The sequence below is a fragment of the Sporosarcina sp. NCCP-2331 genome (assembly GCF_023707945.1).
Taxonomy (GTDB): domain Bacteria; phylum Bacillota; class Bacilli; order Bacillales_A; family Planococcaceae; genus Sporosarcina; species Sporosarcina cascadiensis.
Genome location: NZ_BRCD01000029.1, coordinates 36,062 through 43,293, shown reverse-complemented (window position 1 = coordinate 43,293; position 7,232 = coordinate 36,062). Strand labels below are relative to the sequence as shown.

At 43.3% G+C, this 7,232-nt stretch carries 7 protein-coding genes; 4 read left to right on the top strand and 3 right to left on the bottom strand.

The genetic code is table 11. The features are described from left to right. Positions 1-19 precede the first annotated feature (19 nt). Positions 20-472 carry a universal stress protein gene (locus NCCP2331_RS15095; protein WP_153721492.1) on the bottom strand — a complete coding sequence of 151 codons (453 nt, stop codon included), beginning with the start codon at positions 470-472 and terminating at the stop codon, positions 20-22. Positions 473-707: 235 nt separating this feature from the next. Here NCCP2331_RS15095 and ald point away from each other — a divergent pair, with 235 nt between their 5' ends. Further along, positions 708-1,829: an alanine dehydrogenase gene (gene ald / locus NCCP2331_RS15090; RefSeq protein WP_153721491.1), complete on the top strand. Its 1,122-nt coding sequence runs from the start codon at positions 708-710 to the stop codon at positions 1,827-1,829. Between the two features lie 663 nt (positions 1,830-2,492). Here the strand turns inward: ald and NCCP2331_RS15085 are convergent. Then, entirely contained in the window at positions 2,493-3,587 is a 1,095-nt protein-coding gene (locus tag NCCP2331_RS15085) for a M24 family metallopeptidase (RefSeq protein ID WP_285835522.1), read from the bottom strand. A gap of 104 nt (positions 3,588-3,691) precedes the next feature. On the opposite strand from NCCP2331_RS15085, the gene NCCP2331_RS15080 reads away from it, so the two are divergent. Together NCCP2331_RS15080 and NCCP2331_RS15075 are read left to right on the top strand one after the other, a co-directional pair. Further along, on the top strand, positions 3,692-4,369 hold the full coding sequence (locus tag NCCP2331_RS15080; protein ID WP_251671695.1) for a metal-dependent hydrolase: 678 nt from the start codon (positions 3,692-3,694) through the stop codon (positions 4,367-4,369). A 139-nt stretch (positions 4,370-4,508) separates the two neighbouring features. Continuing rightward, positions 4,509-5,816: a DRTGG domain-containing protein gene (locus NCCP2331_RS15075; RefSeq protein WP_153721488.1), complete on the top strand. Its 1,308-nt coding sequence runs from the start codon at positions 4,509-4,511 to the stop codon at positions 5,814-5,816. A 29-nt stretch (positions 5,817-5,845) separates the two neighbouring features. On the opposite strand, the gene NCCP2331_RS15070 is transcribed toward NCCP2331_RS15075, so the two are convergent. Further along, positions 5,846-6,166 carry a YtpI family protein gene (locus tag NCCP2331_RS15070; RefSeq protein ID WP_153721487.1) on the bottom strand — a complete coding sequence of 107 codons (321 nt, stop codon included), beginning with the start codon at positions 6,164-6,166 and terminating at the stop codon, positions 5,846-5,848. Between the two features lie 120 nt (positions 6,167-6,286). On the opposite strand from NCCP2331_RS15070, the gene NCCP2331_RS15065 reads away from it, so the two are divergent. Beyond that, positions 6,287-7,228: a DHH family phosphoesterase gene (locus NCCP2331_RS15065; protein ID WP_251671694.1), complete on the top strand. Its 942-nt coding sequence runs from the start codon at positions 6,287-6,289 to the stop codon at positions 7,226-7,228. Positions 7,229-7,232: the final 4 nt, after the last annotated feature.

Genomic DNA, 7,232 nt, shown 5'->3' with positions numbered 1-7,232 from the left:
TGAAGAACGAGTTTTTTTATTAAGCTAAGTGTTCTGGTGTACGAACTACCAGTACGTCACATTTTGCAGAACGTACAATGTTTTCGGATACACTTCCGATTAGGAAACGCTCTACGCGGTTAAGACCGGTAGCACCGCAAATGATTAGATCTGCATCTAATTTATTCGCAATGTCACGAGGGATTAAAGTCTTTGGCGAACCATACTCCACATGAATTTGAGTATTAGTTATTCCAGCCTGAGCCGCTTCGCCCCGGTATTCGGTCAATAACTCTTCCGCATACTTTTGAGCTCTTTCAGCAATTGAACGATCATATGCTTCGACTGCCGCATACGAACGAGTATCAATGATGTTGATTAAGTGAAGAGTTGCATCATTGCGATCTGCAATCGCGATTGCTTTTTTAAATGCCCATTTTGCCTCATCAGAACCGTCTACGGCTACAATAATATTTTTGTACGTCAATGCCATAAATACCACTCCATCCTTAAAGTTAAATTGTTTCTACACTACTCTATTCTTCATAACTTAAGATATTCCTTCTATTTTGTCGAAACTATTTCTCTAAAGCATCAAATTTGAAAACGATAGGGAATGAGTGAAAAAAAAGAGGAAAAAACTTATATTTTCTGATAAGATGAAATTGACATTAATCGGCAAGATAACATGAGCGATTAACGTAACTTTCAATTTAGGAGGATTTTGCATGCGTATAGGTGTTCCAAAAGAAGTTAAAAACAATGAAAACCGAGTGGCAATAGCCCCTGCCAGTGTCCTGACTTTAAAAACTGCCGGACATGAAGTATATATTGAAACAGGTGCAGGTTTGGGGTCCAGCTTTCAGGATGAAGAGTATAAGGAAGCGGGAGCGATAATCGTTCCGACCGCTGCAGAAGCCTGGGATGTCGATATGGTATTAAAGGTCAAAGAACCTGCTTCTTCAGAATACCAATACTTCCGTGAAGGATTAGTGTTATTCACGTATTTACATTTAGCTCCAGAAGTAAACTTAACCAAAGCGCTGATTGAAAATAAAGTTACGGCAATTGCCTATGAAACAGTACAATTACCCAACGGTTCTTTGCCATTACTAGCGCCGATGAGTGAGGTGGCCGGCCGGATGGCGACCCAGATTGGTGCGCAATATCTTGAAAAGACAAAAGGCGGTAAAGGAATCCTGCTTGCAGGCGTACCTGGTGTTTCCCGTGGTAAGATTACTATCATAGGCGGAGGACAAGCCGGAACGAATGCTGCGCGTGTGGCAATCGGAATCGGTGCACACGTCACCATCCTTGATCTTTCCGTTGAGCGCGTTCGTCAACTGGACGAGCAGTTCGGAAAAGATATCCAAACGCTTGTTTCGAATCCATATAATATTGCAAATTCCGTGAAAGACGCGGATTTGGTTATCGGCTGCGTACTCATACCTGGTGCTAAGGCTCCGACATTGGTTACGGAAGAAATGGTGAAATCCATGAAACCTGGTTCTGTAGTGATTGATATCGCGATTGACCAAGGCGGGATTTTCGAAACGTCTGACCGTGTCACGACACATGATGATCCAACTTACGTGAAGCACGGCATCGTGCATTACGCAGTAGCGAACATGCCGGGAGCAGTTCCGCAGACTTCTACAGTTGCATTAACAAATGTCACGATTCCATATGCATTGCAAATTGCCAATAAAGGCGTCAAGCAAGCATGCTTAGACAATGAAGCACTGCGTAAAGGTCTCAACACACTGGCCGGTAAAGTTACGTACAAAGCGGTAGCTGAAGCTCAGGAGCTCGAGCATACTGATGTTACTAACGTTTTAGAAACCATATAAGACGAAAACAGTCCAACACTGCTAATCTGTGTTGGACTGTTTTTTGGGGGGCTGCACCAAAATCGGTTCTTGAAAACTTGTCATGTCAGTATTGCGAAAATCCTGCTGCAGTTTAAACCCGCTTCGGCGCTGGGGGATTGCCTTACGCTATGAGCCTACTGACAAAGAGCGTGCCAGCAGTCTCACAGCAACGGCCGACCCCGCAGTTGCGCCTTCGCTGGTATTCAAGAAAGTATGTCATACTGCTCTTTTGCAGAGTGCGTATTAGTTGGTATGGTTTTTGTTTCTCGACTTTGCAGGAAGTTCAAGAATCTAACTTCTTTACAGAATACTAAGTATTGCATGAAACATCGCACTTATTATAATAACCTCAGATACACTCATACTGCACACTCACAAAAAAAGTCCTGAAACACCAGCCAGTGACCTTCGTTCCAGGCAACCTAAGTACGCCGACAGGTGCCTTAATTTTTGCAAAGAGCGCAAAAATACGGCCAAGCGAACCCTTCGCTGTTCGCTTGGCTCACCGCGGGCCCGCAAGACACGCGTCCGCCTGGAACGCAGGGGAACGGTCTCCTACCCACTTACCATTCTATACTGCGCAATCATAGTCAAATCCATGAAATAGACTGTCAAGCACATGTTTTGGTGACGAGCCTTCTTTTATTCAATTATTTTAAGCTCTTTAGGGAACTTTGTTAATACTTCCACACCGTCTTTTGTGACGAGTACATCATCTTCAATCCGTACGCCTGTAATTTCAGGATCGTAGATACCCGGCTCGATCGTGAACACCATACCTTCTTCGAGCGGCAGATTACTGTGTTCTGTGATGGACGGATATTCATGGACCGAAATACCGAGACCGTGCCCGATTCGATGCGGGAACAGTTCGCCATAGCCGGCTTCATCAATGATAGAGCGTGCGGCTAAGTCTACTTCTTTCGCGAGAATCCCCGGACGCACAGTGTCAATGGCTGCCTGCTGTGCTTTTTTAACGGTTTCATAAATTTTCAGCTTAGCTTCTGCTGGCTCACCAAATGAAACAGTCCGTGTAATATCCGAGCAATAGCCTTTATAAACCACACCCAGATCGAAAAGAATGAAATCACCTTTTTCAATTCTGCGGTCACCGGGTATGCCGTGAGGGGAGGCAGTTTTTTTGCCCGAAATAATGATAGTTTCAAATGACATTTTTTCTGCACCTTTTTGCTTTACAGCCTGTTCGACTGCCTGAACGATTTCAAGCTCTGTCTTGCCCTCGGCTATTTCGCCGCAGCCAACCTCAATTGCATAGTCTGCTAATTGTGCAGCTTTTCGTAAGTATTCGATTTCCCTGACGTCTTTAATTAGCCGGTTTTTCGCGAGCATGTCATCTGATTTAGCAAACAGCAGTGCAGGGAAACGCTCCTGAAGAATTTCAAATCGGTCGACTGTCAGATGCTCTTTTTCAATTGCCAATAATGTCAGTTCGGAAATACGATCCAGGATAGCTTTCTCCAAAAACTCGAAGGCGTTATCGGTATCTTTATAGCCAATAACATCATGTGGCCAGCCAATTGCTTTTACATCGGATACTTCCATAGAAGGACAGATAATGAATGGTTCTTTTTCTTTAAAGATTACCACGCCCAGTAACCGCTCATGCGGATCACTGCGGAAATTTGACAGATAAAATATATTATCGGGATTTGTGATTAACGCCGCATCGATTTGACGATCAACCAAAAAATCTTGGACTTTCTTCAAGTTTGACATGATGTTGCCTCCTTTGTTTCTGTCAGTATAACAAAAAAGAGGATTTTATGTTGTTTTAGAGAAGGTAGATATAGCGGGTTATTATATTTAGGAGAGTGATCTTTGTGAAAATTTCGTACCACGGCCATTCAATCGTGAAAATTGAGACCAAGGGAAAGACGATATTGATTGATCCATTTATTACCGGCAACAAACTCACTGATCTTAATGCAAAAGATGAAAAGCCGGATGTCATTTTATTGACGCATGGTCATAATGATCATGTCGGTGATACAATGGACATTGCAAAAAGAGAAAATATTCTTGTAGTAGCTCCAAACGAATTGGCTGTTTATTTAGGATTCCAAGGACTGCAGACGCATGGCATGAATATTGGAGGGGCTAAGGAGTTTGATTTTGGTACAGTTAAGTATACACAGGCGTTCCACAGTTCCTCTTATACAACTGAAGATAATGAAATCATCTACACCGGGATGCCGGCAGGATTGCTGCTGACAATTGAAGGGAAAATCATCTATCACGCTGGAGACACTTCGTTGTTCAGTGACATGAAATTGTACGCAGAAGACCTAATTGATATAGCATTTCTTCCAATCGGCGATAATTTCACTATGGGGCCGGCAGACGCTGCGAAGGCAGTAGAGATTCTGAAACCAAAGTTAACAGTGCCCGTCCACTATAATACGTTTCCGCCAATCGAGCAGGATCCCGAGGATTTCGCATCACTTGTCACGTCCCATGAAGTGAAGATCATGCAGGCAGGAGAAATCATTGAATTATAACGTCATTAAAGAACAAAAATAAAATAATATCGCGGTCAAGACGCTTTGTTGTCGTCTTTGACCGCTTTTTGATTGATTTATGGTATGATTAGCAAAAAGCCTAAATCGTTCAAAACAGCTGGAAGAAAAAGGTGAAGCCATGTCAACAAAACACGAACAGATTTTGCGTTATATTGAAAGTCTGGCAGTTGGAGAAAAAATCTCCGTTCGCCAGGTAGCCAAAGCGCTGGAAGTAAGTGACGGAACTGCATATCGTGCGATAAAAGAAGCCGAAAACCAAAAGCTAGTCAACACGATTGAACGTGTCGGTACAATTCGCATAGAGAAAAAGAAAAAAGAAAATATAGAACGCCTGACATTTGCCGAAGTCATTAATATCGTAGACGGAGTGGTGCTGGGCGGTCGTGACGGTTTACATAAGACCTTAACAAAGTTTGTAATAGGCGCAATGCAGCTTGATGATATGATCCGCTATATAGACGCAGGCAGTCTGCTAATTGTAGGGAACCGCCTGAAAGCGCATGAAATTGCAATAAAAGCGGGTGCTGCTGTCCTTGTGACTGGTGGTTTTGATGCATCTGATGAAGTGAAACAGCTGGCAGATGAAATGAATTTGCCTGTCATCTCCACGAGCTATGATACGTTCACGGTTGCTACTATGCTTAATCGTGCAATTTACGACCAGCTGATTGAAAAAGAAATTTTATTGGTAGAAGATATTTTAACACCGATCGCCCAAACGGTGACTTTATCTCCGGAAGACTCGGTGGACCAGTTTTATGAAGTCAATCATCAAACTTCCCACTCTGCCTATCCAGTAGTAGAATCTAACGGTAAATTGGTGGGTATCCTTACCTCTCGTGATGTAGTGAGCAAACCCAACATGGATATTATCAGAAAAGTGATGACGCCGAACCCTATTACGGTCAGCGGCAAAATGAGTGTTGCCTCTGCAGGGCACAGTATGATTTGGGAAGGGATTGATCTTATGCCTGTAGTATCGGATGCAGGCATTTTAGAAGGTATTATCAGCCGTCAGGACGTATTAAAAGCCCTTCAAATGACGCAGCGCCAGCCGCAGCAGGGCGAAACTATTGACGATATCATCAAGAATCAAATGAAAGCGATTCCGAATGAACCCGAAAATATCGAATTCGCTGTTGTGCCGCAAATGACGAACCAATTCGGTTCCCTCTCATATGGCGCGATGCTGACTATTTTGAATGAAGCAGGCAGCCGGGTCATTCGCATTCAGAAAAAAGGGGAAAGTGTACCTGAAAACATTACAATCTATTTCATTAAACAAGTCCAGCTGGGTGCAACGGTGAAAGTGGAGCCTAAACTGCTGCATGTGAGCAGACGTTTCATCAAACTGGAAATTGAACTGTTTTCCAATGGAAGCATCGTGGCAAAAGCCATGGGAATGTTCCAGCTCTTTGATAAATAAAAGCACAAAAAAACTGATGTCCATGGACATCAGTTTTCATTAAGTGCACGTTCTTCGGCTACGAACTGCTTGTAGTGTTTCATTGCTTTAAAGTTAAAGATGGCTACATAGCCGCCGAATAAAACGAAAATAGCTACTACAATGTATGTCAGGACTCCTTCAAACAACAATAATTGGTTGATGCCGAAAAAAATCAGCAGTGTGCCGAGTGCAGTGCCCGCCATGCTGGCATACATCTTCTTGCGAATCGGAAACATATGGCTTGTGCGGAATTGCCGGGTCTTAAAAGCAAAATAAAAAACGCCGGAAGCAACAATGCCAAAAACAAATAGAAAATTGATCGTTCCCATTAAAAAAAGCCTCCATTACATGAAAGTAATCTATCGGTATTGAACCTTTTAGTCACTATATATTGTATCGGCTTTTCATGGCAATTGCGAATACTAGAACAAGAACTTGGAGGAATCCTCATGAAACGACAAATCATAGACACAATTGAACAATATGAGACCATCATCATCCATCGGCATGTCCGTCCAGACCCGGATGCATATGGATCTCAGATGGGGTTAAAGGCTTTGCTGGAGAAAAATTATCCAAAGAAGCACATAATGGCAGCAGGAACGCACGATGTACTGTTAAGTTATTTAGCCGAACCCGACTGCGTGGCGGAAGAAGATTACAATGGAGCGCTGGTCATTGTTACGGATACAGCAAATACCGATCGGATCGATGGGCCTTACTTTGACCGGGGTGCTTTCCTTTTAAAGATTGACCATCATCCGAATGAGGATCCTTATGGTGATGAGCGGTGGGTAAATACAGACGCCAGCTCCTGTTCGGAAATGATTTACACTCTTTTTGAAGAAGGCCAGGCTTCGTCCGGCTGGGAAATGTCAGCTGAAGCCGCTCGCTTTTTATTCGCAGGAATTGTCGGTGACACCGGACGTTTCATGTTCCAGAGTGCGACTGAAAAGACCTTTGAAGTGGCGAGTTCATTGATTAAACAAAACTTTGACCGCACACAATTATTTGCGGATATGTATGAAGTGGACCGTAAAATCCTGCATCTGCAGGGTTATATTTATCAGAACTTTACGATTGATGAGAACGGAGCCGCCTATATTAAACTGACACAGGAAATTTTGAAGCAATTTAATGTGACGGTAGCTGAAACGTCAGATTTAGTCGGTTCTCTCGGGAATGTAAAAGGAATTTGCGCATGGATTATTTTCGTCGAGGAAGACGATCAGATTCGTGTCCGTCTGCGTTCAAAAGGACCGGTAATCAATACACTGGCGATGCAATATAAAGGCGGCGGCCATCCGCTTGCCTCTGGAGCATCCGTTTATTCTTGGAAAGAAGCAGATGAAGTCATTGGGAAGTTACAGGAACTTTGCCGAAATTACTAAGCAG